This is a genomic window from Brenneria corticis (assembly GCF_003115855.1).
In the GTDB taxonomy this organism is placed as follows: Bacteria; Pseudomonadota; Gammaproteobacteria; order Enterobacterales; family Enterobacteriaceae; genus Brenneria; species Brenneria corticis.
In genome coordinates, this window is the sequence record NZ_KZ819083.1 from 90,925 (window position 1) to 114,324 (window position 23,400).

The 23,400-nt window shown below is 56.9% G+C and carries 24 protein-coding genes; 5 read left to right on the top strand and 19 right to left on the bottom strand.

Annotated elements, in window-relative coordinates:
• Positions 1-214: 214 nt before the first annotated feature.
• The gene (gene fklB, locus DDT56_RS14810) at positions 215-835 is read right to left on the bottom strand and encodes a BamJ family beta-barrel-assembly machinery protein (protein ID WP_136167209.1); all 621 of its coding nucleotides are present in this window, start codon (positions 833-835) and stop codon (positions 215-217) included.
• 256 nt (positions 836-1,091) lie between these two features.
• Between fklB and DDT56_RS14815 the strand changes: the two genes are divergently transcribed.
• A complete protein-coding gene (locus tag DDT56_RS14815; protein ID WP_136167210.1) occupies positions 1,092-1,793 on the top strand; it encodes a LysM-like peptidoglycan-binding domain-containing protein in 702 nt (233 codons plus the stop codon).
• Between the two features lie 65 nt (positions 1,794-1,858).
• Here the strand turns inward: DDT56_RS14815 and rplI are convergent, their stop codons facing one another.
• The 10 genes from rplI to yjfP all read right to left on the bottom strand — a co-directional run bounded on the left by rplI (position 1,859) and on the right by yjfP (position 9,285).
• Entirely contained in the window at positions 1,859-2,311 is a 453-nt protein-coding gene (rplI, locus tag DDT56_RS14820) for a 50S ribosomal protein L9 (RefSeq protein WP_136167211.1), read from the bottom strand.
• 41 nt (positions 2,312-2,352) lie between these two features.
• Positions 2,353-2,580 (bottom strand): 30S ribosomal protein S18, encoded by a 228-nt coding sequence (gene rpsR / locus DDT56_RS14825; protein ID WP_005974788.1) that lies wholly within the window; start codon positions 2,578-2,580, stop codon positions 2,353-2,355.
• A 4-nt stretch (positions 2,581-2,584) separates the two neighbouring features.
• On the bottom strand, positions 2,585-2,905 hold the full coding sequence (gene priB, locus DDT56_RS14830; RefSeq protein WP_009111556.1) for a primosomal replication protein N: 321 nt from the start codon (positions 2,903-2,905) through the stop codon (positions 2,585-2,587).
• Between the two features lie 2 nt (positions 2,906-2,907).
• Positions 2,908-3,300, bottom strand: a complete 393-nt coding sequence (gene rpsF / locus DDT56_RS14835) for a 30S ribosomal protein S6 (RefSeq protein WP_136167212.1) — start codon at positions 3,298-3,300, stop codon at positions 2,908-2,910.
• Between the two features lie 214 nt (positions 3,301-3,514).
• Positions 3,515-4,261 carry an ABC transporter ATP-binding protein gene (locus DDT56_RS14840; RefSeq protein ID WP_136167213.1) on the bottom strand — a complete coding sequence of 249 codons (747 nt, stop codon included), beginning with the start codon at positions 4,259-4,261 and terminating at the stop codon, positions 3,515-3,517.
• Complete coding sequence (locus DDT56_RS14845; protein ID WP_136167214.1) at positions 4,258-5,067, bottom strand: ATP-binding cassette domain-containing protein; 810 nt, start codon at positions 5,065-5,067, stop codon at positions 4,258-4,260. The genes DDT56_RS14840 and DDT56_RS14845 overlap by 4 nt, the downstream gene beginning before the upstream one ends.
• Entirely contained in the window at positions 5,067-5,915 is an 849-nt protein-coding gene (locus tag DDT56_RS14850; protein WP_136167215.1) for an ABC transporter permease, read from the bottom strand. Before DDT56_RS14850 ends, DDT56_RS14845 begins: the two co-directional genes overlap by 1 nt.
• The gene (locus DDT56_RS14855) at positions 5,912-6,877 is read right to left on the bottom strand and encodes an ABC transporter permease (RefSeq protein WP_136167216.1); all 966 of its coding nucleotides are present in this window, start codon (positions 6,875-6,877) and stop codon (positions 5,912-5,914) included. The genes DDT56_RS14850 and DDT56_RS14855 overlap by 4 nt, the downstream gene beginning before the upstream one ends.
• A gap of 57 nt (positions 6,878-6,934) precedes the next feature.
• Entirely contained in the window at positions 6,935-8,467 is a 1,533-nt protein-coding gene (locus DDT56_RS14860) for an ABC transporter substrate-binding protein (protein ID WP_136167217.1), read from the bottom strand.
• Between the two features lie 62 nt (positions 8,468-8,529).
• Positions 8,530-9,285: an esterase gene (yjfP, locus tag DDT56_RS14865; protein WP_136167218.1), complete on the bottom strand. Its 756-nt coding sequence runs from the start codon at positions 9,283-9,285 to the stop codon at positions 8,530-8,532.
• A 236-nt stretch (positions 9,286-9,521) separates the two neighbouring features.
• Here yjfP and bsmA point away from each other — a divergent pair, with 236 nt between their 5' ends.
• The gene (bsmA, locus tag DDT56_RS14870) at positions 9,522-9,827 is read left to right on the top strand and encodes a biofilm peroxide resistance protein BsmA (protein ID WP_136167219.1); all 306 of its coding nucleotides are present in this window, start codon (positions 9,522-9,524) and stop codon (positions 9,825-9,827) included.
• Positions 9,828-9,871: 44 nt separating this feature from the next.
• On the opposite strand, the gene DDT56_RS14875 is transcribed toward bsmA, so the two are convergent.
• From DDT56_RS14875 to DDT56_RS14900, 6 genes are all read right to left on the bottom strand, one after another.
• Positions 9,872-10,270: a DUF350 domain-containing protein gene (locus DDT56_RS14875; protein WP_136167220.1), complete on the bottom strand. Its 399-nt coding sequence runs from the start codon at positions 10,268-10,270 to the stop codon at positions 9,872-9,874.
• A gap of 93 nt (positions 10,271-10,363) precedes the next feature.
• On the bottom strand, positions 10,364-11,095 hold the full coding sequence (gene rlmB, locus DDT56_RS14880) for a 23S rRNA (guanosine(2251)-2'-O)-methyltransferase RlmB (protein WP_136167221.1): 732 nt from the start codon (positions 11,093-11,095) through the stop codon (positions 10,364-10,366).
• Positions 11,096-11,218: 123 nt separating this feature from the next.
• Positions 11,219-13,642, bottom strand: a complete 2,424-nt coding sequence (gene rnr / locus DDT56_RS14885) for a ribonuclease R (protein WP_136167222.1) — start codon at positions 13,640-13,642, stop codon at positions 11,219-11,221.
• 41 nt (positions 13,643-13,683) lie between these two features.
• Positions 13,684-14,109 carry a nitric oxide-sensing transcriptional repressor NsrR gene (nsrR, locus tag DDT56_RS14890; protein WP_136167223.1) on the bottom strand — a complete coding sequence of 142 codons (426 nt, stop codon included), beginning with the start codon at positions 14,107-14,109 and terminating at the stop codon, positions 13,684-13,686.
• 277 nt (positions 14,110-14,386) lie between these two features.
• Positions 14,387-14,716 carry a helix-turn-helix domain-containing protein gene (locus DDT56_RS14895; protein WP_009111543.1) on the bottom strand — a complete coding sequence of 110 codons (330 nt, stop codon included), beginning with the start codon at positions 14,714-14,716 and terminating at the stop codon, positions 14,387-14,389.
• Positions 14,706-15,101, bottom strand: coding sequence for a type II toxin-antitoxin system RelE/ParE family toxin (locus DDT56_RS14900; protein WP_136167224.1), 396 nt, complete (start codon positions 15,099-15,101; stop codon positions 14,706-14,708). The genes DDT56_RS14895 and DDT56_RS14900 overlap by 11 nt, the downstream gene beginning before the upstream one ends.
• A gap of 488 nt (positions 15,102-15,589) precedes the next feature.
• Here DDT56_RS14900 and DDT56_RS14905 point away from each other — a divergent pair, with 488 nt between their 5' ends.
• Both DDT56_RS14905 and DDT56_RS14910 read left to right on the top strand, forming a co-directional pair.
• Complete coding sequence (locus DDT56_RS14905) at positions 15,590-17,146, top strand: methyl-accepting chemotaxis protein (RefSeq protein ID WP_136167225.1); 1,557 nt, start codon at positions 15,590-15,592, stop codon at positions 17,144-17,146.
• 165 nt (positions 17,147-17,311) lie between these two features.
• Positions 17,312-18,859: a BglG family transcription antiterminator gene (locus DDT56_RS14910; RefSeq protein ID WP_136167226.1), complete on the top strand. Its 1,548-nt coding sequence runs from the start codon at positions 17,312-17,314 to the stop codon at positions 18,857-18,859.
• Positions 18,860-18,887: 28 nt separating this feature from the next.
• On the opposite strand, the gene DDT56_RS14915 is transcribed toward DDT56_RS14910, so the two are convergent.
• Both DDT56_RS14915 and DDT56_RS14920 read right to left on the bottom strand, forming a co-directional pair.
• Positions 18,888-20,237: a class-II fumarase/aspartase family protein gene (locus DDT56_RS14915; protein ID WP_136167227.1), complete on the bottom strand. Its 1,350-nt coding sequence runs from the start codon at positions 20,235-20,237 to the stop codon at positions 18,888-18,890.
• A gap of 11 nt (positions 20,238-20,248) precedes the next feature.
• The gene (locus DDT56_RS14920; protein ID WP_136167228.1) at positions 20,249-21,814 is read right to left on the bottom strand and encodes a PTS transporter subunit EIIC; all 1,566 of its coding nucleotides are present in this window, start codon (positions 21,812-21,814) and stop codon (positions 20,249-20,251) included.
• A 323-nt stretch (positions 21,815-22,137) separates the two neighbouring features.
• On the opposite strand from DDT56_RS14920, the gene codB reads away from it, so the two are divergent.
• Positions 22,138-23,400: a cytosine permease gene (gene codB, locus DDT56_RS14925; RefSeq protein ID WP_136167229.1), complete on the top strand. Its 1,263-nt coding sequence runs from the start codon at positions 22,138-22,140 to the stop codon at positions 23,398-23,400.

The following is a 23,400-nucleotide window of genomic DNA, read 5'->3' on the forward strand; positions in this document are numbered from 1 at the left end:
AATCCGTCATCCCCGCACTCTAAATCCGTCATCCCCGCGCAGGCGGGGATCTCAGCAATACCGAACCGCTTGCGAAAGCAGATCCCTGCCTACGGACGCAGGGATGACGGAGGTGATTGCCGGGGATGACCGGTGGGGGTATTCGAGGGTGGGTTTGTCAGCAAACTCAAAAGGCGCTCAGCGAGCGCCTTTCCCGTTATGGCATTAAGCGAGCTTACAGAATTTCCAGCAGCTCGACTTCGAAAATCAGGGCGCTGAACGGCGGAATAGACGCGCCGGCGCCGCGTTCGCCATAGGCCAGATTGTGGGGGATATACAGCTCCCACTTGGAGCCGACCGGCATCAGGGTCAAGGCTTCAATCCAGCCGGGGATCACCCCGCTGACCGGGAATTCGGCGGGCTGGCCGCGTTCGACCGAGCTATCAAACACGCTGCCGTCAATCAGGCGGCCGGTATAATGAACGCGCACCCGATCCTGACGAGACGGGATCTCTCCGTCGCCCTGAGTCAGCACGCGGAACTGCAAGCCTGATTCGGTGCTGCTCACGCCCTCTTTCTGCGCATTCTCCGCCAGGAACTGCTGTCCTTCCACCGCGAGCGTCTGCTGACGCTCGCGGCGCACGGCGTCGGCGCGTTCATGCACCTCGCGCAGGGCGCGGTGAACCACATCCACCGGGACCGCCGGCACATTGCCTTCCAGCGCATCGCGCAAACCGGAGACCAGGGCTTCCGGGATCAACCCTTCCAGACCAGATTCCTGTAGCTGTTGACCCACCTGTAAACCGATGCCGTAACTTGCCTGCGCCTCGACGCTATCAAAAGAAGGGGTTGTCATGCATGTTCCTTTTAAACTGTAAAAAACCGAAAGCGCAGCATAACAGCGCCGGAGATTAGGGTAAAATCCTGTGTGCGGATGAATAACTTTTATCTGCCGATCGATGGGGTAATTCCGGCTCACTGGCCTATACTGGAAATTCAGAACATTCTGTACTTCTGTTTCCTTAAGCATCAAAGAGTTAGCTGGTTATTATCCGCTTGTTACCGATATACTAACCTGTTTCCATTTATATACCGTTGCAAGAGAGGTCACCATGGGCAGAATTGCGCCCAGGAAGCGGAAAGTTACCTGGGGTTATCAAGCGTTATTACGCCGCTGCCAGCGTTTTATTCATCGGCAACCCGAGCGCGCCGAGGATGAAACGGTGGAGGATCCCCAATCGCCGCCGTCATCCGGGCAGCGCATTAAGACCTCGTTGCGAAAAATCTGGCATCTGCCCGACCATTATCGTTGGATGGAACCCCTTCCGCTGTTCCATCGCCGCTGGATTTTAGTTGCTATCGCGCTACTGCTGGCGCTATTGCTATGGCCTTACAGCCCGCCCCAGACCCAGGCGCCGCGCACGGTTTCCGCGCCGGCGGAACAGGCGGATGATAATGCTCCCATCCGGGCGGAAATGATCGAAAACCGGCCGGCGGCGCAACAACCGCCCGCAGCCCCGCCGGTGCAGCCCCCGCCGCAGAATACGCCGACGCCCTGGCGCAGCTATCAGATCGCCTCCGGCCAGACGCTGGCGCAGCTGTTTCGCGACAACAATCTGCCGGTCGGCGACGTTTTCGCCATGGCTCAGGTGGAAGGCAACGACAAACCGCTCAGCAATCTGCGGGCCGGTCAGGCGGTCAAATTGCAGTTGAACGCGCAGGGCACGGTGGCGGTGCTGGAAATAGAAACCACCGATAATCAGGTCGTCAGGTTCACCCGCAACGCCGACGGCGCCTTTACCCGCGCCCGCTGATTTCCCGGTCCCGAAAATGCAAAACGCCGGCACAAGGCCGGCGTTTTACTCGTCACTGTCAGCAATTACGCTTCAGCAACAACAACCACATTCAGCGTAGCGAACACATCGCTGTGTACCTGGAAGCTTACTTCGTGCTCGCCCAGAATACGCAGAACGCCGTTCGGCAGGCGAACTTCGCTCTTCGCAACGTCAACACCGGCCGCGGTTACCGCATCAGCGATATCGCGAGTACCGATGGAGCCGAACAGTTTACCTTCGTCGCCCGCTTTAGACGCGATGGTAACGCTGCCCAGTTCTTTGATCTTGGCGGCGCGAGCTTCGGCGGCAGACAGAACGTCGGCCAGTTTGGCTTCCAGTTCCGCGCGACGCGCTTCGAAGAACTCAACGTTTTTCTTGGTTGCCGGCACGGCTTTGCCCTGCGGAACCAGGAAGTTGCGAGCATAGCCCGCTTTGACGTTTACCTGATCACCCAGGCTGCCCAGGTTTGCTACTTTATCAAGCAGAATAACTTGCATTACCTTATCCTCTCAAAGTCTCGTTAATGGACAGTGGCCGATTACTGATGACGATCAGTGTACGGCAACAAAGACAAGTAACGCGCACGCTTGATAGCGCGAGCCAGCTGACGCTGGTATTTTGCACGAGTACCGGTAATACGGCTCGGAACAATCTTGCCGCTTTCAGTGATATAGTTTTTCAGCGTAGCGATGTCTTTATAGTCGATCTCTACAACGCCTTCCGCGGTGAAACGGCAGAACTTGCGACGACGGAAATAACGTGCCATTTGGCTAGTCTCCAGAATCTATCAATTCAATCTGCTCGGCATGCAATACTATTTTACTCAGGCCATTGCGCCCTTGATGGCAGCTAATAAACCCCTGTACGGTGAGTTGCGTGCCGACCGTTATACTGTGGGTAAATGCTTGTGACGTTGGTCCACTGACAATCACGGGCATACGACACCATGCTTGCCGGTTGAATCCGGCTTCCTCCTGCGCCGATCGGTGCTCGAGCACAAACTGGCAGTGAGGAATACCCGAAGGACTGACTTTACGAATGGGGGTCTTGCACACCGTGCCCGACAACACCAGACGATTGGTCGTCACCACAATTACTCTTCAGAATCCCCAGCATCCGTATCATCGCCGGCTTCTGCGAAATCTTCACGACGCTCACGGCGTTCGTCTTTCGCTTTAACCATCGGAGATGCTTCGGTTACCGCGTGTTTAACGCGCATAATCATGCTGCGGATAACGGCGTCGTTGAAGCGGAAGTTTGTTTCCAGCTCGTCGATAACGATCTGCGGCGCTTCAACGTTCAGCAGAACGTAGTGAGCCTTGTGCAGTTTGTTGATCGGGTAAGCCAGTTGACGGCGGCCCCAGTCTTCCAGACGGTGGATCGTACCTTCCGCCGCCGTGATGGCGCCGGTATAGCGTTCGATCATGCCTGGAACCTGTTCGCTTTGGTCAGGATGAACCATAAAAACGATTTCGTAATGACGCATCGAATTGCTCCTTACGGATTATTCAGCCTCCTGTCAGGGTCAACCGCGGCCCATGGAAGCAAGGAACGTGTGTATGTGTGCGGCTGAAAAAATGACGCGTAAGTATAGTGTTCCCGGCGGGAGAACACAAGCGGCGACGGCGGATATTATCAGACAGGCCGAACCGCGCCAGGCCGGCACGCTGGGTCGCCAATTCTCACAGGCGCCGTCCTCTTCAACGCGGCATGCGCGGGATGCTGGCCAACAGCTTTTGCGTATACGCATGGCGCGGCGCGGCGAGAATATCCTCCACCCGGCCGCTCTCCACAATGCGGCCGCGCTCCACGATCACCATCTCTTCGCACAGCGCGGCCACCACGCTCAGATCGTGCGATACCAGCGCCAGCGTAAGGCTATGCGATAAGGTTTTCAGCAGTTCCACAATGCGGAGTTTGGTCGCCAAATCGAGCGCGCTGACGGCTTCATCGGCCAGCAGCACCGCCGGACGGGAAACTATCGCCCGGGCAATGGCGATGCGCTGACGCTGGCCGCCGGAAAAGGCGTGCGGGTAACGATCGAGGCTCTCTTCCGCCAGCCCCACCGCATTGAGGACCTCCAGCACCCTCGGCTCCACCGGGCCGGGAATCCCCAGCGAGCGCAAAGGTTCGGCGATGATATCCCGCACCCGCTGGCGGGGATCCAGCGACGAATAGGGATCCTGAAAGACCACCTGCACCGCTTTGCGGTAATCGCGCATAAACGCCCGGTTGGCGGGATCCAACCGCGCGCCGTTAAAGCGGATCTCCCCCTGCGACGGCCTGAGCAACCCCAGCAGGAGCCGCAGCAGGGTGGTTTTGCCCGATCCCGACTCACCGACGATCCCGACATTCACCCCGCGCCGGATTTGCAGCGAAACGTCATTGAGTATGCGCCGATCCCGGTGGTAGCCGAAGGCCAGGTGGCTGACCTCGATCAGGCTCATGACGGACCGCCCAGTATCTTGTCAAACGCGCGCGCGGTGGCGACCAGCATTTGGGTATAGCCATTTTTCGGCTGGCTGAATACCGTCGCCAGGTCGCCCTGCTCGACCAGATGCCCGTTGTTCATCACCATCACGTCGTCGGCGACTTTCGCCACTACCGGCAGGTCATGGCTGATAAACAGCAGCGCGGAGCCTTGCTCCCGCACCAGGTCGGTCAATAACGCTAAAATATCCGCCTGAGTGGTCACATCCAGCGCCGTCGTGGGTTCATCCGCAATCAGCAGCGCCGGCCGGCAGGCCAGCGCCATGGCTATCGCCACCCGCTGACGCTGCCCGCCGGACAGCTCATGCGGCCAGGCCGCGGCGATCCTCCGCGGCGGCGACAGCGCCACCCGTTCGAGCCAGCTCAACACCTCGCGCTCCACCGTTCGGCGATCGGCCGCGCGCCCGTCGCGCAGCGCTCGGCGCCTGAGCGGCTCCGCCAACTGCCGGCCGATTTTCATCAACGGATCCAGCGCGGTCAGCGGCTCCTGAAACACCATTGCCACGCCGTCGCCCCGCAGCCGGGTCAGTTGCCGATCGCCGGCGCCGATGACCTGCCGATCGGCCAGCACCACGGACCCCTGCGCCTGAATCCCGGCCGGCAGCAGCCCGATAACCGCCAGCGCGGTAAGTGATTTTCCCGATCCCGACTCGCCGATTAACCCCACCCGTTCTCCCGGCGCAATGGTAAAGGAGAGATCCGACACCAGCGTCTGTCGGCCCGAGCGCAACGACAGCGCGTCCACGCGAAGCAACGGGTTCATCAGCGTCTCCCCTGGGCGGCATCGGCCGCGGTCCTGAGGCCATCCGCCAGCGAATTGACGCCGATAACCAGCGTCACCAGGGCGATGCCGGGGGCGATCGCCGCCAAAGGCGCGCTATATAGGGTTCCCTGCGCCTCCTGCAACAGCCGTCCCCAGGACGCCTCCGGCGGCGGCGCGCCAAGCCCCAGATAAGACAAAGAGGCTTCGGCAATCACCGCCAGACCGAACTGCAAGGCTATATTCACCGACAGCGTCGGCCAGATATTCGGTAAAATATGCCGCATCACAATACCGGCCCACGACGTGCCCGAGGTCCGAGCGGCGGTAATATAGTCCATGCGCAACACCCGTTTCGCCAGAATGCGCGTCAGGCGCGCCACAATCGCGGAAATGGCGATCCCCAGCGCCATAACGGCCGACCCCAGGCTGGCGCCATCGCCGGCCGCCACGATCAGCATCGCCAGCAGCAGCGTGGGAAAAGCGATAAGAATATCCAGCGTCACCGCCAGCACGTCATCCAGCGTACGGCTGGCAAACGCCGCCAGCAGGCCAAGGGGCACGCCGATCGCCAGCCCGACGAGCGCCGCGCCGCATCCCACCTGCAACGCGATACGCCCGCCGATCATGATCTGGGTAAACAGATCCCGCCCCAGTTTATCCGTGCCGGCCCAGTGCGCCATAGATGGCGCGGCCAGCCGTCCGCCGCTCATCGCCGTGGGGTCATAGGGCGTCCAGAACAGGGTAGTCAGCGCGACGATAATATGGATGCCCACCAGCACTATCCCCAGGATTAATGTCGGTGAAAAGGCGGCGCATCGCCTGCGGGTAATAGGGGACGGGAGAATCATGGCGCCGTTCCCGACGCGCCGCCGCGTAAACGCGGATCGATCAGGCGTTGGGCCACATCGGCGATAAAGCCAATCAGCAGCACCAGCAGCGTGGAAACCAGCAACACGCCCTGCACATTGGGATAATCCCGCTGGCCGATGCCCAGCAGCAGCATCGATCCCAGACCGGGCAGCGCGAACACCTGCTCAACCACCACCGCGCCCAGCAAGGTTGAAGCGAGCTCAATGCCGAGGATGGCAATCACCGGAACTGCGCCATTGCGGATACCGTGCCTGATAAGCGCCTGCGGGAAACTGGCCCCCAGCGCCCGCGCGGTGCGCAGATAATCGCTCCCCAGCACGTCCTGGGTAGCCGAACGCACGTAGCGTAACAGGGAAGCCGACATAACGATCGCGATGGTGCTCACCGGCAGAATAAAACTATGCAGCGCCGCCGGCAGAGCTTGCCAGCCCTCGGCGGGAAACCCGGCGGAAGGGAATAGCCGCAGATTGACGGCAAAAATCGTTACCAGCAGGATGCCGATCCAGAATACCGGCACCGCGATGCCGATCTGCGAGACCACCGAAATCAGCGCGCCGTACCAGCGTTCAGCCTTTACCGCCGCAATAATGCCCAGCGGCGCGGCAATCACTATCGCCAGCGCAAAGGAAAGCAGCGTGAGCGGCAGGGTTATGGTCAGCCGGGCGCGGATTTCATCGGCCACCGGCACGCCGCTGACAAACGAGGAACCCAGCTCGAAACGCCACAGCTGGTGTACGAACCGCCGGAACTGCTGTAGCACGGGAAGGTCCGATCCCACCTGACGCCGCGCCGCGGCGATCTGTTCCGGATCCGCCCCGATAGAAACCAATGCATTGGCCGGATCGCCGGGCAGCAGGCGCAACAGGACGAACAGCACGCCGATGGCGATAAAGGCGGACAACAGCAGAATAATGGAGCGACGGAGCAGATAAACGGCCATAGTAATGATAACCAACCTTAATTTAATGCCCCTGCCCGCCATGGGAGCGGGTCGCCATCATCTCTGACGCTTCTTGATATTCCATGCGAAAAACTGCGCATTCAAGCCATTCACCGGGTAGCCGTCGATGGTATTGGCCGCCACCACGATTTGCGGATAGAGATACAGCCAGCCGCTCGCCGCATCGTCGGCGATGATGCGGTTCGCTTCGGTCAGCTTGCGCGTCTGTTCCTCTTCGCTGGACGCCAGCTCCGCCTCTTTAATCAACGCGCTAACCTGCGGATTATCATAGCCCCAATAAAAATTGGGATCGCCATAAAACACGATGTCGCGGTGGTTCACATGTTCCTGCAACGTCGCCTGGAAATTATGCGCCTTATAGATTTTCGTGTACCACTCATTGGCGGTAATCACGTTGATTTTTATCTTGATCCCCACCTTCGCCAGCTCGTTTTGCAGAAACTGCGCCACGATGGGATGCGGATCGTAGTTCGGCGTGTCCAGCGTAAAGGTAAAGCCGTCCGGGTAACCGGCTTTCGCCAACAACTCCTTCGCGCTCTGAGGGTTATAGCCGTTTACCGCGGTCAAATCCACGTACCAGGGGTCGGTCGGCGGCACAAAAGAGCCGATTAACGTGCCATAGTCGCCCCAGATAGAGGTCAGCAGCTTGCGGGTATCGATAGCGCGAATAATCGCCCGGCGGACATTGGCGTCGTTGAAAGGAGCAACGCGGTCGTTGTAGGCCAACAACAGCTTGGTGGTGGAATGGCCTTCCGTCACCGCAAAGGCCGGGTTATCTTTAAACTGCGCCAGCGAATCCGGGCTCTGCACCGAGGTAATGATATCGACCGCGCCGGTCAGCAACGCATTGTTCAGCGCCGAGGCGTCGGTAAAGTACTGAAAAACCACGCCGGCGTTGGTCGGCTTGTCACCCCGGTAGCCGTCAAACCGCTTCAGCGCCAGCGCCGAACCGCGCCGCCAGTTTTGTAACTGATAAGGGCCGGTGCCGTCCTCACGGGTAGTGAGGCTGGTCGCCCGATCGTTGACAATCCACACGTAGCTGAGGTTGTACGCCAGCGAAATAGAAGGCGAAGAGAGCGTGACGACCACCGTGCGGTCGTCCGGCGTGTCGATCCCGGCAATGGCTTTCAGGCTATTCTTGCGCGAGCTTTTCGACTCCGGCGCCAGCACCCGTTGAATACTGAATTTTACATCCGCCGCCGTCAGCGTTTTCCCGGAATGAAACCGTACGCCCGGACGCAGCGTAAAACGATACACCAGGCCGTCCTCGCTGACCTGGTAATCCGTCACCAGCTGCTTTTCCACCCTGCCTTTATCGGTCAGTTGAAACAGCGCCTCATACACATTGCCGTTAAACGCTTCGTTGATTCCCTGCCCGGCGCCGGCGGTATTGTCCAGATTTTGCGGTTCCGCCAGGGAGCCGATTTTAATGGTGGCCTCAGGATCAAAGCCTGCGGCCGCCGCCAGCGTGGCAAACAACGCCGCGGCCGTCGACAACGCCATTACCGCCGCGGTGCGCAATAGCCGTACGCGCGTCCGTTCGCCCCACAACACCATCGATTGATACATACTCAGCTCCCGACCAGATAAGGATCCATAACGCCGTGGATATTCGTCGCCACGCTTTGCGCCTACGCGGGCAGATGCCGGCGAAAAAAATCAACCCCCGCCCGCAGCGCCAACGGCGTGATGCGGTGCGTCACGCCCGCCTCGGTCAGATAGGTCAGATTGCCATCCTGACCGCTTGCCTTCAGCGCCTGATATAAACGCTCGCTCTCCCGCGCCGGCACCACATCGTCCGCGTCGCCGTGCCATAGCAGTAAGGGACGATCGGCCAAGGCCGCCAGACGGGGGGAAACATCGTACTCGGCGAGCGTGGCGGACAGTTGCCGGCGCGCAATATCGGCGCCCGCGCTGTCGGCGGGCACCGGGGGATAGAGCGCATGGGACAGAGTGGAAAAATAGCCCGATCCCATAAAGGCCGCCACGGCGGAAATCCAGGGGTAGCGCGCCATGCTCCCCAGCGCGCTCATGCCCCCCAGGGAAGCGCCGCACACGCCGATGCGTTCGTCGGCGATCAACCCGCGCCGCCGATACTCTTCCACATAGCCGGGCAGTTCACGAATATTAGACTGCAGAATGTCCCAAAAATGGTGCAGCCGCCGGGCGTCATCGCCGTCATAACGGGCGCCGTGCATGGCGGCATCCGGCAAAATCACCCGGAAGCCGGCCTCGGCCAGCGCGTAGCCAAAATAGGAGTAGACCTCTTTTGAGGAGAGGTAACCGTGAAAGAAAAAAATAGTTGGCAAGGGAAGATGGTGTTTTCCGCCGGGAACCGCATGCAAAGCATTAATACCGTTAATGGTATCCAGTGAAATTTCAACCATGTACTTTTTCTCTACCTGTCATCGCCCAATTTGAACGTAAGCCCGATGAAAAACACCATAGCACCAAAAAGACGTTCTTTTTAAAAACAAATTCGCAATGGTTTAGCTCAAACATGGCAATGCGGCGCTGATAAAATCCCTCTGAACCCGACCGCGGGCGGAGGACAAATCCCTACGGGATGGCGATAAAGCGCGCTACACTCATCAGGCTGACAAACGTTATGGAGCAATGCACCATGCTGAGAGCTTTACTGGCGGCGATTTTCTCACTATGCGTCGCCGCCTGCGGCACGCTGACCGGCGCGCCGGCTTTCCCGCCGCCGCCGACGGAACGGGCGCAGCTGATTACCTACGCGCAAACCGCCGCGTTGCAAAAAATCGGCACCGCGTCCGTCAGCGTAAACGGCAGCCCGGATGACGCGGATCGGGCCATTCAGCGCCGGGCGGATGAGCAAGGCGCCCGTTACTACACCATCGTGCTGAAATCCGAGCACGCCACGCTTCCCGGCGTCTGGTTCGCCCGCGCGGTGCTATACCGCTGATGCCGCTTTCCTGAAAATCAGGGCGACCGCGGTCGGCGCCGGTCTCAGTATGTCATACAGGCCGCGTTCAGAATCCCGCCGCCCAGCGAGGCCGTGCACAGGAAAACGCCGGACGCCACTTCATTATTCTGAATACGCTGGCTGATAGCCGGCATATACAGCCGCACCGCGCCATAGATGACAAGCTGGATCACCAGCGCCACTATCCCCCAGGTGATGTAGTCAACCAGGCTTACCGAATTCACCGCCGCGCTGGCCAGCGGAATCACATACCCGATCAGCGCGCCGGCGAAACCGACGGCGGCGGCGGCGTTGTTCTGCTTAATCAGCGTCCACTCGTCATGCGGCGTGACGCGGGTATAAATAAACAGGAATGCCAGCACCATGACGAACCCGATGAAAAAGTAAGAGGCAAAAGCGAGTAATGCGCTGACAATAATCATGGCGTAAATTTCCTTTAGGTTACCGTGGTGGTGAATATAACGTGGCGCCGATGCCCGAGACAGACGCTGGCAAAGCAAACGCCTGATTGGCCGTCAACTACGCTGACGCACCGCTTCAAACAGGCATACGCCGGTGGCGACGGAAACGTTCAGTGAAGAGACGCTGCCCGCCATCGGGATGCCGATCAGTTCGTCGCAATGCTCGCGGGTCAGGCGGCGCATTCCCTCGCCTTCAGCCCCCATCACCAGCGCCAGCGGTCCGGTCAGCTTGCTTTGATACAGCGTATGGTCGGCTTCGCCCGCCGTGCCGACGATCCAGATATTGTGCTCCTGCAGCAGTCGCAACGTGCGGGCCAGGTTGGTCACGGCGATCAGCGGCACGCTTTCCGCCGCGCCGCAGGCCACCTTTTTCACAGTGGCGTTCATCTGCGCCGAACGATCGCGCGGCACGATAACCGCATGCACTCCCGCCGCATCGGCGTTACGCAAACAGGCGCCGAGATTGTGCGGATCGGTAACGCCGTCCAGCACCAGTAAAAAAGGCGTCTCCAACCCCTCGAGCAAGGACGGCAGATCGTTCTCCTGATACTTCCGCCCCTCTTTGACCTTGGCGACAATACCCTGATGCACCGCTCCTTCGGCCTGACTATCCAGCCACTGACGGTTAGCCAGCTGAATCACAATACCCTGCGCTTCCAGTTCGGCAATCACCGGCTGCAAACGACGATCGTCGCGCCCCTTGAGGATGAAAACTTCCTGGAAGCGTTGCGGATCGCGCTCCAGCAACGCTTTGACGGCGTGAATACCGTAAATAATTTCGCTCATTGCTACTCTTCAAATTAATCATAAACGGGCGGCGTCCGCCCGTTGGAGATTGATGACAATCTTTTGGGTCCTACCCCACCCCAACCCTCCCCTTCGCAGGGGAGGGAGCAGGCGCGGTGAATATTACTCGGCCGGCTTCTTCTTAGCGCGTCTGGCCTTGGTTGCCGCCGGGCTTTTGCGCGTTTTATCGGCGTTTTTTTTCGGCTTCGCCGGTTTGTCCTTGCGCTCGTCTTCCTTACGGAAAGCGGCATCAGGCTCAAAATTGGCCGCGGGCTTGGCGACATTGCGCCGGCGACGGCTCGGTTTGGCTTCCCGGCTATCCGGCTTTTTGGTCCGATCGCGGGCCGTTTTCCCTTCGCCGCGCGGTTTACGGGTGCTGGAGACCAGCGCAAAGTCGATATTGCGCTCGTCCATATGGACCGCTTCAACACGAATTTCCACTTCGTCGCCCAGACGATAAACCTGACCGCGCGACTCGCCGATCAGCCGCTGGCCGATATTATCATAGCGATAGTAGTCGTTATCCAACGTGGAAACGTGCACCAGCCCGTCGATAAACAGGTCTTTGAGGCGCACGAAGAAACCGAAACCGGTGACGCTGGCGATAATTCCGGTGAACACCTCACCCACGTGATCCTGCATAAAATCACATTTCAGCCAGTCCGCCACGTCGCGGGTGGCCTCATCGGCGCGGCGTTCGGTCAGCGAACAGTGCATGCCCAGCTGCAGCATTTCGTTTAGGTCGCTGTGCCAGCCGCCGGTTGGCGTCCAGCGCGCTTTGCGGTCGCCCAGCAGGTACTTGATCGAGCGATGCAACGAGAGGTCGGGATAACGGCGGATCGGCGAGGTAAAGTGGCCGTAAGAGGTTAACGCCAGGCCGAAGTGTCCGCGGTTTTCCGGGTCGTATACCGCCTGCTTCATCGAACGCAGCAGCATGGTTTGCAGCATTTCACGGTCGGGGCGACCGGCGATCTCCAGCATCAGATCGGCATAATCTTTCGGTTGCGGCTTCATACCGCCTTTTAGCGTCAGCCCCAGTTCGCCCAGTACGCTGCGCAAGGCCAGAACGTGATCTTCGCTGGGACGATCGTGCACGCGGAACAGGGCCGGCTCCTCATATTTCTCGACAAATTTCGCCGCCGAGATATTAGCCAGGATCATGCACTCTTCAATCAGCTTGTGCGCGTCGTTGCGCACCACCGCTTCAACCCGCTCGATGCGGCGCTCGGCGTTGAAAATAAATTTCGCTTCTTCGGTTTCAAACGCGATGCCCCCGCGGATATCGCGCGCCCGCTCCAGCACCCGGAACATCTTATGCAGCTCTTCCAGACCGCCCACCAGCGGTTGGTAGTGCGCGCGCAGCTCCTGGTCGCCCAGCAGAATATTCCACACCTTGGTGTAGGTCAGACGGGCGTGGGAACGCATTACCGCTTCATAAAACTTGTACGAGGTGAGCTTGCCCTGCCCCGACACGGTCATCTCGCACACCATACATAGGCGGTCGACCTGCGGGTTGAGCGAACATAGCCCGTTGGAAAGCACTTCCGGCAGCATCGGCACCACCTGCGACGGAAAGTAAACCGAGGTGCCGCGCGCGCGGGCTTCGTGATCCAGCGGCGTATTCGGGCGCACATAATAGCTGACGTCGGCAATCGCCACCCACAGACGCCAGCCGCCGCCGCGTTTTTTCTCGCAGTAGACGGCGTCATCGAAATCGCGGGCGTCTTCGCCGTCGATGGTGACCAGCGGCAGATTGCGTAAGTCGACGCGGCCTTTTTTCGCTTCTTCCGGCACCTCTTCGGCGAAGTCTTTCACCTGCTCTTCCACCTGGGGCGGCCAGGTATGGGGAATATCATGGGTGCGCAGGGCGATGTCCACCGCCAGGCCGGTGCCCATATTATCGCCGAGGATCTCGACGATTTTCCCGATGGCTTTGGTACGGCGCGTGGCGCGCTGGGTCAGTTCCACCACCACCACAAAGCCCATCCGGGCGCCGTTGATATTTTCCTGCGGGATAAGAATGTCGAAACTCAGACGGCTGTCGTCCGGGACGACAAAGCCGACCCCGGCATCAACGAAATAGCGCCCGACGATCTGCCCGGTGCGCGGCTCCAGCACGCGCACGATGCGGCCTTCGCGGCGCCCCTTGCGGTCTTCTCCCAACGGCTGTGCCAGCACCACGTCGCCGTGAATGGCGCGCTTCATCTCTTCCGCGGAGAGGTAAAGATCGTCTTTACGGCCCTCCACGCGCAGGAAGCCGAAACCGTCGCGGTGGCCGATCACCGTACCGCGCAGCAGATCCAGCTTTTCCGGCAGGGCATAACATTGGCGCCGGGTAAAGATTAACTGCCCGTCGCGCTCCATCGCCCGCAGACGGCGGCGCAATGCTTCGAGTTGCTCTTCGCTGGTTAACTCCAGATCGGCGGCCAGTTCTTCCCGTTTAATCGGGGTATCCCGCTTGGCGATATGCGCCAGAATGAATTCACGGCTCGGGATGGGGGATTCATATTTTTCTGCTTCTCGTTCCAGAAATGGATCTTGTGACATTGCGGTTCCTCCGTTGTCATCAGCAGGAGGCTGAACATATCTCATTCAACCAACAATAATTTGTAAAGTGGTGGGTTTTCTTTGACCAAATCGGCCAGCGTGTATTGGTCCAGCTCATGCAGGAAATTCTGCACCGCCTGCTGGAGCACCTGTTTCAGTCGGCAGGCCGGCGTAATGTGGCAAAATTCATGACTACAGTTAACTAACGAGAGCGGCTCCAGCTTACGCACCACATCGCCAATCCGGATGGACTCGGCGGGTTTTCCCAGTCGGATCCCGCCATTTTTACCGCGCACGGCCATAACGAACCCGGCCCGGCTGAGCTGATTGATAATTTTGACCATATGATTGCGCGACACGCCATACACTTCCGTCACTTCCGAAATGCTGGTCATTTGCCCGCCGGGCAACGATGCCATATATATCAGCGCCCGCAAGCCATAATCCGTAAAACTCGTTAACTGCACATAAACCTCGGATACCTCTGGGTATCGTTTTCTGGCGCGCGCAGGCGCCCCGAAGAAACCGGTCGGAATACCGCCGGACGAATCCCGGGCGCGCATCCCGAACGCACAAGCGTAACCTTGTTACGCAGATGATAAACCAGCCGCAAACGCTACGGCTAATTATTTAGCGCTAAAACCGATATATAGCGATGAAAGGGAGAGCGGATACTGTGCGTTAAAAATAAAGACTTTTCCCCAGGCTCAATTGAGAAGAAGGAATTTTGAGCCCATACAGAAATCACAACACAAAGACTTCCGGACCTTTGGCATCAATCGTATTGAGGATGCGCAATGCGGGGCCGCTAGGTTGAATCTCTCCCCGCTCCCACTTTGATACGCTTTCAACTGACATACCCAGCGTATAAGCAAGCGTTGACTGCGACATGCCATAACGTTCACGCATGGATTTAATCTGAATCCCCGTCATTACATGAACCTTGGCTATGCGTTCACGCAGTTCGCGCGATCTGACACGGGCATTGATTCGGGACATTGTTTCGTCTGGCATAGCGCCGTGCTCGTGCAGTTCCTGCGCCAGCGCCTGTAACTCTTTCAGGTTAGCACCCATCGCAATTTACCTCTCTTAATTGCTTTGCTTTCTTTAATCTGGCTATAGTCGCCGCATCATACTGGAGAAAAACCGCTGCGAAGTCTTTGTAGGTTTTTAGTACATCGTCCTCAATTTCCTTCACGCCTTTCTTGGTAATTTGGTTTTTTCTCCAGCCATCAAAAAAGAACACATCGCATCCTTTTTTGAAGAAGATGATGGATCTCGCGCCGCCACTTTTACCAAGCTGTAGAGCCAGACGCTTTTTTAATACGCCTCCGCCTAAATCCGCCTCAAAGTCACCGTTCATCACTTCTAGCGCGGCCAGACATAAATCACCGTCGGTCACGTATTCCTTCTTCATTTTTCGGTCAAACAGCTTTGTTGTATATATCGCCAAATCCATTAGCTCCATCCGGTCTGTCCCCGTGTCAATAATATAGTAATGATTACTATGTTTTTTCAAGTGGCAAGACAACAGAATCTCCCATATTCCTTAATCTAAAACGGCCACCGTGCCGGTACAGAACAGGCATAGCGGCCCGACCTGCTTAACTAAAATCAAATATCCGTCGTCTTGCCCTAATGGTTAGCGCTTATAAGCCGATTTTTACTTAGGCGAAGCGTAAAAGATGAAGTTAAAGCTCGGCGTCTGTTCTGCGCCCCCTTAACGGATGGATGATAAATCGGGTTACCCGGATGGTCTGCGTTGCCCTATCTATTTAATATTATTATTGCCTTATCGGCATCAGGTATGCTCGCACCGCACTAATCCCGAATTTTCTGTGATGTTCTGTTTGATGAATGGCCTCGAAAGAAACAAGAGGTTTAACGAGGCCGTGAGCTTTATGACGTCTGTTTCTTTAATGCTGCACACACAAGGAAAAGGAAACCATGGGCCTGAAAAATATCTCCATTCGAGCCGGATTATTGACATTATTGTTATTAATCACCCTGCTGCTGCTTGTCGTCAGCGCGATGGGTATTCTGGCGATTAAAAAAGACCGGCAGGCGCTGCTGGCGCTGAACCAGATTCAGGGAACCGAGCTCGGCAGCCTGCTGAACGGCTATAACCTGACGCTGAGAGCCAGAGGGTCGGCGACGCTGGCGGTGAGAAAAATTGAAATGGGGCGGCTTGAAGAGGGAACGCAGGAGACAGCAATAGTGGAAAGCAACCTGCTTCAGTCGCAGCAAGAGATTGCTCGCGCCCTGGAGTCCGTAGAGCCCGGCACCCAGCGGCATGAACTGGCGCAGGCGATACGGAAAACCTACCAGGATTATCTCGAGCAAGGCATGACGCCGATGCTGAGCGCGCTGCAAAAACAATACACCGACGAATATTACGACGTGCTCGAAAAACAGCTCGGCCCGCTGAGCGACGCCTTTGATCAATCCATTCGGAATTTCCGTCTGCACGCGCAACAGCTCTCCGCACAGGGGCTGGATCAATCGGCGCGCAACGAGCGGTTAATGCTGCTGCTTATCGCTGTTTCCTGCCTGCTGTCGGTGTTACTGATTGCGCTGGCCTGGGGCGCGCTGCGGCATATGCTGTTGCGGCCGCTGAATTACGCCATTGAACAACTGGAGCGCGTCGCCACCGGCGACCTGACATCTCGCCTGATGCTGGGCGGCAACAATGAACTGGGGCGGCTCAACGACGCCATCGGCCGCATGCAGGGGGCGCTGCTGGAGTCCGTCAGCCAGGTGCGGGACGCCAGTAGCAGCATCGATCGCGGCAGCCGCGAGTTATTCGAAGGCAATATTCATCTTTCACAGCGTACCGAAGAGTCCGCCGCGTCGCTGGAGCAAACCGCCGCCAGCATGGAGCAGCTGAGCGCGACGGTGAAAAACAACGCCGAACATGCGGAACAGGCGCACCAGCTTGCCAACAGCGCGGCGGATACCAGCGGTCTCAGCAGTGAGTCCGTCTGCTATGTGATCGAAAAAATGCAGGAGATCGACGCCAGCGCCAAACGGATTAACGATATTCTCGGCGTGATTGACGGCATCGCCTTCCAAACCAATATCCTGGCGCTGAACGCCTCGGTGGAGTCGGCCCGCGCGGGCGAACAGGGGCGCGGCTTCGCCGTGGTGGCCGGGGAGGTGCGCAATCTGGCGCAGAACAGCGCCCAGGCGGCCAAAGAGATCCGCTCGCTGATCGCCGACTCGCAGACAAAAATTTCCGAGGGGCTGGATCTGGCTTCACGCGCCGGCGAAACCATGGACGAAATGGACGAGGCGATCATGCGCATCACCCAACTGATGAAAAACATTTCCCAGGCGACGCAGGAGCAGTACCGGGGCATTGAGCAGGTCAATATCGCTTTCAACCAGATCGACAAGGCGGCGCAGCAAAACAGCCAATTGGTGAAATCCTTTTCGGTCACCACCCAATCGCTGGAAGAGCAATCGCAGCAGCTTACGCGCTCAATGGCGTTGTTTCAGGTGTAGCGCCTCGCCGGAATCCGGGAAGCCCCCCGGATTCCGGCGGACAAATCCTTATTATCCGGCCTGCATCATGGTTTTTATCGACGGTTATCGGGCAAAATATCCCCAGTGAATTACCCTTTCCTATACCCAACGGTAACCGCCAACTATCCACCGCATGAGCGTACAATGAACAGCTTTGATCTCGCTTTTCTGAAATATGTGCAGGAACACAGTCCGCTGGCCATTGACGAGGTAATAACCAAATTCGGCAAGACCCTGTCCACGCTAAAACGGACGATGAAAGAGATCAACGAGGGGCTTCCTCCCGCCTATCATCTGCATATTGATAATCAGTTTATTATTTCCGCCATGAGCTATCGGGAATATATTGATTTTCTCGACCATATCCCGTTCAACCGTTATATCACCACCGCGGAAGAGCGCATCAAAGCGTTAAGCGTGGCGATGTGTTTACAGGATGTGGTGAATAAAGGCGACTATTACCGCAAATTCCACGTCAGCCCGACCACGCTGAAAAATGATAATCAGGCGCTGCTCGGCTTTTTACAGGCCAATAAACTCACCGTCGCCGGTATTCCCAAACTGGGATCGCGACTGGAGGGCGATGAAATCCTGCTGCGAATCGCCATCTGCCTGATTATTTTGAAAACCGTTGAAATCGGAGAGCACCACCGTCTGGTTCCCCATCAAGCCAATGAGCCGATAAACAAATTCATCGCCGCGCAGTTTTTAACCCAGTGCGCCCCTGAAATAGAGCGGGCCGCCACGCTTTACCGGCAGCGACTGAAACCGCTGGTGCCGCTGGGTTATAACAGCAAGAAGTATTTTCTGGTCTATATGAGTATTGCGCTGCACCGCAACCGGCGCGGCCATGCGATCCCATCCGAAAGCCAGCTTGATTTTATCCAGTCGCTGGATTTTTCCCTGCTGGAACAGCGCCATGAGAATCAGTTTCTCAACCTGCTGATTTCGTCGCTCACATTTACCCGGCGTCCTTTCAATGTGTACGATCCGGTGCTGATCCGGAACGTGCGGCAATTATGCGCCGACCTGTCGCCTTTATTGCGGGCGCAAATTCATAATAGCCACGCGTTTTTCTCCGAGCTGTATCAGTTTATTTATTCGGCCATCGTGCAGAATAAATTCAACCTTTATTTCGATGATAAAAAGCTGCACGACGTTCAATCCCGTTATGCCGCGTTATATAGCGGCGTCCGTCAGGCGACCGCCCCGATTGAGCAGCATTATCACACCAGGTTTTCGCCCATTCACCAGGCGACGCTGGTATTGATCCTGAAAAAATATGAGCTGCAAAACCGGGTCTACAGCGAGCCGAAGAAGCGCGTCATCATTGTGACCAATTCGTCTGAAAGCAAAGTGGGCTATTTTAAAGAGGTGCTGAAATCCCATTTCCATATCGAGATTATCGACTGCGTCAATATTAATGAATTACGGCGGCTTGAGCAGTTACCCTGCGACCTATTGATTACCTTCACCAATAAAATCTCGAACTACCTGAAATACTATCGGCTGGATTATATCAAGGTGAATTTTTACCTTACCCGGGATGATATTGCCCTATTGAGCAAGCAAGGGCTTTCCCGCGCGAAAAAGAAAATTCCGCTTGATGAGTTTCTGCAAGAAACCGCGGAGATGGATCAACGGCAGCGCCGCCGCTGGCTGGAACAGCGCTACCCCGATTTTTTTATTTGATATTTGCCCGAGGGAAAATCCCCCCGGGTTACACTCCCCGCTTGAAAACCCGTTCGGCCATCTCTTCCGCCAGTACCGCGCACAGCCCGGTATAGGCCGCCGGATCCAGCAGGTCGGCAATTTCCTGCGCCGAGAAGTTCGCCGCAATAACCGGGTTGCTCGCCAGCGCCTCGCGGTAGGCGATATCTTCATGGGTGCTGCGCATCGCCACCTGATAAACCAGTTCGTGGGCCGGGTCCTTACCCAGCGCCTCCACCAGCTTCATCATGATTTTTTCACTGTTGATCAACCCATGGGTCAAATCCAGATTTTGTCGCATCCGCTGCTTGTTGATCACCAGCGTGCGGGTCAGCTCTTCGGCGCGTAAAATAATTTCCGCCGTCAATTCAATGCTTTCCTGTAGATTGGCATCAAAAATAAAGTAGGCGGAGCTATCCGCCTCAAACGGCCGCGGGCAGACATAGAGCGAGGAGGTCAGCACCGCGTACAGTTTTTGCGCATTGGCGATAATCCCTTTCGCCAGCTTGGGATTGACCTTCTGCGGCATGGTGCTGCTGCCGACCGTCCCCTTGGCGAAGGCTTCGGACACCTCGCCGAACTCTTCGCCGGAGGTCTGGTACACCTCTTCGGCGATTTTGTGCAGCGTGGTGGCCAGCAGGCACAGATTCGAGATGTACTCGGCGCGAAACACCTGAGCGTTGCGCGACGGGACCGGCATGGCGTACATCCCTAGCGCTTCTGCCACCAGGTCCTGCACCCGGCGGCCCGGCTCGCCGGTGGCATGGAACGCGCCGACCGCCCCCCCCATCATCACGGTAAATACCCTTTTCTCCGCTTCCTGCATCCGTTCCACCGCCCCGAGCAGTTCATAAATCCACACCGAAACTTTATAGCCATAGGTAATGGGCAGCGCGTGTTTGCCATGCGTGCGCCCCGCCATCAGGGTGTCTTTATGCGTTTTCGCCAGCCGGGCCAGGTTAAGCAGCACGCTGTCCACAAACTGCATCAGTTGCTGATGGAAGCGCTTAACGAGATACAATTGCGCCGTCTGCTGGATGTTCTGCGTCGTTACGCCGTAGTGCACATACTTTCCGCTTTCCGCGTCGCAGGCGTTGACCAGCACTTTTATCACCGGCACAAAACCGTGGCCGATCTGCTGCAACAAACGGTCCACCTCCGCCAAATCAATGCGTTCCAGCTTGCAGTTGGCGGCGATATTCTCCGCCGCCTTCTGGGGGATCATCCCCACTTTGGCCTGCGCCAGCGCCAGCGCCGCTTCGATATCAAGCCATGACTGTACCCTCGCCTGGTGGGTAAACAGGTTTTTCATCCCTTTATCGTCAATGGTTTTGCTTTTTGAATCATACAGTGCGCGCATGTTTGTTCCCCTTAACCTTGGCTATTGCCAGCCAGAGCATCGTCCACCGCGTTACGGACAAACTCGACGTGCGGCCCGAAAACAACGTGAATATGGTTGCTGGACGGAATAAACGTTCCCAGAGATCCCGACTCTTTCAGCAACGCCATCCGTAACAGTTTTTGATCGTGAAGGTCGACGCGCAGGCGGGACACGCAATTTTCCACCCGTTTGATATTGCTTTTACCGCCCAATCCCTCAATCACCAACTGGGCTACCTTGTCATATTCCTTGTTATTTAATAGCGTGCTGTCCGCCATCTCATTTTCACGACCGGGCGTTTTGATATCAAACTTGCCAATTGCCCAACGGAAGAAGAAATAAAACACCACAAAGTTGATACTGCCGAGCACGATCAGATTTACCCAGTGGGTATTTTCATACATCAGGCCGAAAATACCGAAGTCGAAAATGGTGCCGCGGATATAACCAATGGAGACGTCTAATATTTGCAGCGGTATGGTTAATAATCCGCATAATATCGAATAGATAATAAACAGTTTCGGGGCGATAAACAGGAAGGAGAATTCCAGCGGTTCGGTAATATTGCCGAGGAAAGCGGTCAGCACCACGGTCAATATCATCCCTTTGGCGAACTTTTTATTTTTGAAATACGCCATATGATACATCGCCAGGCCGATGGCCGGCACGCGGAATAAGGTGGTCAGCATTTGCGACGACGCCAGATAACTCGATAGCGTCGGCATAAATTCATTCCACGCCGGATGGTTCGGACCCAGCTCAAAAAGAATTTTATTCATCGCCGGCAAAATACCGACATAGGTTTGCCCGTCGATCAGATAGGTGCCGCCCGCCTCGGTAAAGCGAACGGTGGAGCTCAGGACATGGTGCAATCCAAACGGGATCAGCAGCCGGTTTAGGGTCATATAAATCCCCGAACCAATATGCGGCGCCATCATCACGGTTGAAATACTTTTCATCCCCGCGGTAAACACGTCCCAGATAAACGGGATCAGCAGCCCGACGGGGATGGTAAAGGCGATGGATAAAATCGCCACGGATTTTTTGCCGCTGAAAAACGCAAAGGCCAGCGGCAATTGCAAGCGATAATAGCGGTCGGTGACCTTGGCCGCCAATAGCCCGGCGATGATGCCCCCCAGCGCCTCTATCTTCAGCGTCTGGATCCCCAGCACCATGCCCTGTCCGACAAAAGCCATATTATTATCCACCAGCTGTCCCATCAGTTTTAAATGGACATGCATGGAGATCAGCAGCGTCAGATAGGCAATCACCGATGAAAAAACCGCGATCCCTTTCTCTTTTTTCGACATGCCGTAGGCGACGCCCATCGCGAACAGCAGCGGAATATTTTGGAATACCACGCTGCTGATTGATCCTACGGACGACAGCGTCGCCTTAAAATAAGCATTGCCCAAAAACGGCAGCTTATCGATCATATAGGCCTGTCCCAACGCGCTGCAAATACCCATTAACATCCCGACGGGAGCCAATACCGCAATGGGCAATAATAGTGAGCGTCCAAATGTTTGTATTTCGTTTTTAAAATTGGCGTTCATAAATAAGATCCCTGGTGTGGATTTACAGGGGTATAAAACACTAACGGCGAGCTGACCATCAAGGTCAAATCGCGGCCGATTTAAAGCTCATCTTTTGCCCCTGAAAAATAATGACGGCACTCACAGTTTTAGTGCATTGCACGGCAATACGCACAGTTATGACGCGCTATCGGCTAATAATAAAAATAGAAATAGGCATGTTGCACACTTAACGCCGTTACCCCTGCAAGGTTATTTGGCGATTTTTCGCTTTTTAAAATCAGGCACGTTTATTGCTGTTCTCTGCGGGTACGCGAACCCATTTTTTACCAGAGGAAAGCAATATGTCCGAGCAGAATGAATTCCCGTTAAGCGAAGCCCCCAAAGAGGGACGCAAGGGATTACTGTCGATTTCGATGGTGTTATTCAGTTTTACCTTTTTTACCGGCACCATGTTTGCCGGCGGAAAAATCGGCGTCGCCTTCAATATCGTCGATATGCTGTGGGTGGCCGTTATCGGCAACCTGCTATTGGCGGCGTATGCCGCGTCGCTGGCGCTGATCGCCGCGCGCAGCGGTCTGAATTCCGTGCTGATGGGGCGTTTTTGCTTCGGCGAAATAGGCAGTAAACTCTCCGATTTCCTGTTGGGCTTCGCCGAACTGGGCTGGTACGCCTGGGGAACGGCGACCCTGGCCATCGCGCTGGTCAAACTGCTGAACCTGCCCGCCGCGTATACGGTTCCGCTGATGATCCTGTTCGGCCTTGGCTTCTCCATCACCGCGCTGGTGGGTTATAAAGGGCTGGATATCCTATCCCGCGTGTCCGTGCCGCTGATGTTCGTGATGCTGATCGCCTCCATGTGGATCGCCACCCATGATATTGGCGGCTGGCAGGGTGTGAAAAAAATCGTGCCGCAAGACGCCATGACCTTTTCCGCCGCCATCACCATGGTATTCGGCACCTTCGCCAGCGGCGCCACGCAGGCGACCAACTGGACCCGCCTGGCCCGCAGCGGCCGCGTCGCCGTCTCCGCCAGCTTCCTCAGTTTTCTCGGCGGCAACGGGTTGATGATTATCTCCGGCGCTTACTGCGCGATTGTTTACAAACAGGCGGATATTGTCGCCGTCATGATGCTGCAAGGGCTTTCCGTCGCCGCGGTGATCATGCTGTGCCTCAACCTGTGGACCATTCAGGGACCGACCATCTACAACGTTTCCGCCGCCGCCTGCCACCTGCTGCGCAGCGAACGCCGCCGGACATTAACCCTGCTGGGCGCCGTCGCGGGCATTGTGCTGGCTATCGGCGGCATGTATGAAATGCTGATCCCTTTCCTGATCCTGCTCGGTTCGATCATTCCGCCCATCGGCGGGGTTATCATGGCGGACTACTGGTTCCGTTATCGCGGCCACTACCCGGCGATCCAAAACACCGCGTTGCCGCGCTTTAATTTTATCGGCCTTGGCGCCTATGCGATTGGCGCGCTGCTGGCCTACTTTTCTCCATGGATTGCGCCGCTGGTCGGCATCGCCGCCTCCGCCGCGAGCTATATTGTGCTCTACCAGATTGCCAAACGCGTCGCTCCCGCCGTCGCCATGCAGGGGGAATAG

Excerpts from the sequence above, each read along its gene's own strand:
- DDT56_RS14850 (WP_136167215.1), bottom strand. The coding sequence starts at position 5,915 with ATGATTCTCCCGTCCCCTATTACCCGCAGGCGATGCGCCGCCTTTTCA.
- rpsR (WP_005974788.1), bottom strand. The coding sequence starts at position 2,580 with ATGGCACGTTATTTCCGTCGTCGCAAGTTCTGCCGTTTCACCGCGGAA.
- DDT56_RS14910 (WP_136167226.1), top strand. The coding sequence starts at position 17,312 with ATGAACAGCTTTGATCTCGCTTTTCTGAAATATGTGCAGGAACACAGT.
- DDT56_RS14895 (WP_009111543.1), bottom strand. The coding sequence starts at position 14,716 with ATGGGTGCTAACCTGAAAGAGTTACAGGCGCTGGCGCAGGAACTGCAC.
- DDT56_RS14860 (WP_136167217.1), bottom strand. The coding sequence starts at position 8,467 with ATGTATCAATCGATGGTGTTGTGGGGCGAACGGACGCGCGTACGGCTA.
- DDT56_RS14845 (WP_136167214.1), bottom strand. The coding sequence starts at position 5,067 with ATGAACCCGTTGCTTCGCGTGGACGCGCTGTCGTTGCGCTCGGGCCGA.
- rplI (WP_136167211.1), bottom strand. The coding sequence starts at position 2,311 with ATGCAAGTTATTCTGCTTGATAAAGTAGCAAACCTGGGCAGCCTGGGT.
- DDT56_RS14840 (WP_136167213.1), bottom strand. The coding sequence starts at position 4,261 with ATGAGCCTGATCGAGGTCAGCCACCTGGCCTTCGGCTACCACCGGGAT.
- DDT56_RS14855 (WP_136167216.1), bottom strand. The coding sequence starts at position 6,877 with ATGGCCGTTTATCTGCTCCGTCGCTCCATTATTCTGCTGTTGTCCGCC.
- codB (WP_136167229.1), top strand. The coding sequence starts at position 22,138 with ATGTCCGAGCAGAATGAATTCCCGTTAAGCGAAGCCCCCAAAGAGGGA.
- DDT56_RS14920 (WP_136167228.1), bottom strand. The coding sequence starts at position 21,814 with ATGAACGCCAATTTTAAAAACGAAATACAAACATTTGGACGCTCACTA.
- DDT56_RS14915 (WP_136167227.1), bottom strand. The coding sequence starts at position 20,237 with ATGCGCGCACTGTATGATTCAAAAAGCAAAACCATTGACGATAAAGGG.
- DDT56_RS14815 (WP_136167210.1), top strand. The coding sequence starts at position 1,092 with ATGGGCAGAATTGCGCCCAGGAAGCGGAAAGTTACCTGGGGTTATCAA.
- DDT56_RS14900 (WP_136167224.1), bottom strand. The coding sequence starts at position 15,101 with ATGGATTTGGCGATATATACAACAAAGCTGTTTGACCGAAAAATGAAG.
- DDT56_RS14875 (WP_136167220.1), bottom strand. The coding sequence starts at position 10,270 with ATGATTATTGTCAGCGCATTACTCGCTTTTGCCTCTTACTTTTTCATC.
- yjfP (WP_136167218.1), bottom strand. The coding sequence starts at position 9,285 with ATGGTTGAAATTTCACTGGATACCATTAACGGTATTAATGCTTTGCAT.
- rpsF (WP_136167212.1), bottom strand. The coding sequence starts at position 3,300 with ATGCGTCATTACGAAATCGTTTTTATGGTTCATCCTGACCAAAGCGAA.
- rnr (WP_136167222.1), bottom strand. The coding sequence starts at position 13,642 with ATGTCACAAGATCCATTTCTGGAACGAGAAGCAGAAAAATATGAATCC.
- rlmB (WP_136167221.1), bottom strand. The coding sequence starts at position 11,095 with ATGAGCGAAATTATTTACGGTATTCACGCCGTCAAAGCGTTGCTGGAG.
- fklB (WP_136167209.1), bottom strand. The coding sequence starts at position 835 with ATGACAACCCCTTCTTTTGATAGCGTCGAGGCGCAGGCAAGTTACGGC.
- bsmA (WP_136167219.1), top strand. The coding sequence starts at position 9,522 with ATGCTGAGAGCTTTACTGGCGGCGATTTTCTCACTATGCGTCGCCGCC.
- DDT56_RS14905 (WP_136167225.1), top strand. The coding sequence starts at position 15,590 with ATGGGCCTGAAAAATATCTCCATTCGAGCCGGATTATTGACATTATTG.